This window comes from Sphingobium indicum BiD32, from assembly GCF_000382885.1.
GTDB classification, from domain to species: domain Bacteria; phylum Pseudomonadota; class Alphaproteobacteria; order Sphingomonadales; family Sphingomonadaceae; genus Sphingobium; species Sphingobium japonicum_C.
On sequence record NZ_CAVK010000075.1, the window covers coordinates 1 to 2,209 of the forward strand.

A 2,209-nucleotide genomic window follows, 5' to 3' on the forward strand; every position below is an offset into this window, starting at 1 on the left:
CTGTTGTCGCAAACGATCCGATTAACCGGAGCGATCCTACGGGGATGGAGTCGCCCTGCATCACCCTGAATACTGGCTGCGGTATGAGCGGGTTCACATTGCCCAGCCTCGATACAGTCATCAACGTTGCGACTGTGGTTGCGATAGGAATCGATATCCTTGACGGACCAACGCCTGATGTTGGCGCGGCGGCGGTAGTAGCGAGATCGGCCCGCGCAGAGCGAATGGCGGCGAACGCTGCCCAAGGTGCAAAGGGTGAAGCCGCGACTGCTGCCAAACTCGGAGACAAGGTGGCAGGCAAGCAGGTTTCCTTCAAAACCAGCGATGGGACTCGTACCCGAACAGATTTCGTAACAAAGGATAAGGGCGTGGTAGAAACAAAGACTGGCAATGCCACTCTGACCAAAGGCCAAGAGAAGTTGCATGGTGATATTAAAGCGGGGCGCGAGGTGACCCCAGTAGGGCAAAATGCCAGAGACGCGGGACTTCGTCCTGGTGAACCAACCCGGATGAGAAGTTGTTCAGTTGATAGGCCGTGCTGATGATGCGTCGTGAGGTATCTTTAAAGAAGGCTATACGCTTGAAGTGCTATGACGCGCTTGAGCAAGCTGGCTTCACGCGGTTTGCGAAAGAAGGTGTCGACTGGCCACTGGACGATGGATTTCACTGCTGGGTGGGTTTGAACACCGGCGTATATCCGGGCCGTGTTGAGATTAATCCCTTTGTCGGCGTTCATGTCGTTCCGATGGAACGTCTTGCGGCATCGATAAAGGGACGAAAATATGATCGAGGCATTGCATCTTATGCGATCCCGATGGGTGAGCTGGACACGGTTCGTAATGAACAGGCATTTGCCTTCACCCCAGAACAAAGTGATGACTTCGTTGATTCAGAAACACAGCGCTTGGCGCATCTCTATGCCACCGCCGGAACGGCTTATGCTTCCTTGATCGCAAGTTATGGACAGATTTTGCCTCTCCTTGAAGAGCGGCTCGATATGTTGGGTGGATACCCCGAAAGCGTGGCATGCTGTCTTTATCTCATGGGCGACAAGGCCGAGGCCTGTACATTTGTAGCGGACTTCGCGTCCAAGGAGCCGGGCTATTTTAGTAGCTTTGCTGCCGCCTTCTTGAAGAGAGTTGAAGGTGATGCATCCAGCGGAGGCCATTAAACTTATTAGCAAGATAAAAGCATTGGCTCCCCCTGTGGGCTAACCTATTGTCTACACATCGAAATTTAGCGAGACAGACGGCACTGGTAGCGAGACACCAGTGCCGTCTTGGTGCCAAAGCATTGATGTTGCGGGCGGAATGGCGGTGCCGCGAGTCTCGCGGCCTGGTTACCCGGCGAAGGCCGGTTCCCGGCTCGATCCGGCGACGGAACTGATCCTGCGCGATCGGGCCGGAAATGGCAGTGTAGGGAAGCACACCCTACGCACCGAGGTGCATGAGATTATGCTTGCAGAACAATGCGTTGTGCCAACCGGAACGTGTGTTCTCCTGTAGTACGGCTTTTATGGCGTCGGAAAACGCCGCCCGATCAACGGCTTGCCTGTAGTCTTGGGGACTACGCCCTTGCCTGCTCTTCCTGCCATGATGATCGGCGCGAAGTCTGCTTGAGCAGACCGTGGAGCGGGGGTGTGAGGGGATGTGCCGGATAGGCTTGCCGCCGGTAATGTATGACAAATGGGCATTGTGTGCCGGGCCGGAAGGTCGGGGTTGAGCGGTGCCGTTTGCTCTCCATGCTACGATGGGAAGCAGGGCGAGATAAAAGGCCCGCCGTCGCTTGGGGCCTATGTGGTTGGTCTTGTTGAGGCTTTTGCGCCGTCAAGGAAATGGTGCCGCCGTCGCCTGCGTCGAAATCCTCTGGAATATCAATGTCGGAAGCGCTGGCACGGACGCAGGCGTTGGAGAGCACGGCCGATCGAGCGCCTCAACCCCGCTGCGCGCCCTGCGGGCTGCGGCTGCGCCGCAGGGGTTGACCCACTCGCCCGCCCGCGCTGCTGGTGTGGCATGGTCGCTGTCGCGACCCTTCGATGCCAGGCATCGCAGATCAACGACGGGGGTATCCTGGCTTCGGCGGCGGCGATGCGAGCCGCGGCCTGTGGCAGGCTCAAACGGGAGGGCGGCGCGCCGTCCAGGATGGTGACCATCATGGCCAGGGCTTCGGCGACGAAATCCATCACCGTGTCGATGTCGATCGCCAACTG

At 57.7% G+C, this 2,209-nt stretch carries 3 protein-coding genes; 2 read left to right on the top strand and 1 reads right to left on the bottom strand.

Translation table 11 applies throughout. The annotated features are described in order from the left end of the window. Together EBBID32_RS24060 and EBBID32_RS08175 are read left to right on the top strand one after the other, a co-directional pair. On the top strand, positions 1 to 542 hold a 542-nt coding region (locus EBBID32_RS24060; RefSeq protein WP_231382149.1), incomplete at its 5' end, for a hypothetical protein. Next, complete coding sequence (locus EBBID32_RS08175; protein WP_156022504.1) at positions 542 to 1,171, top strand: hypothetical protein; 630 nt, start codon at positions 542 to 544, stop codon at positions 1,169 to 1,171. The genes EBBID32_RS24060 and EBBID32_RS08175, both read left to right, overlap by 1 nt. Positions 1,172 to 1,873: 702 nt before the next feature. Here the strand turns inward: EBBID32_RS08175 and EBBID32_RS24505 are convergent. Then, positions 1,874 to 2,209: hypothetical protein (locus EBBID32_RS24505; RefSeq protein ID WP_196805617.1), on the bottom strand; the 336-nt coding region annotated here is incomplete at its 5' end.

Excerpts from the sequence above, each read along its gene's own strand:
- EBBID32_RS08175 (WP_156022504.1), top strand. The coding sequence starts at position 542 with ATGATGCGTCGTGAGGTATCTTTAAAGAAGGCTATACGCTTGAAGTGC.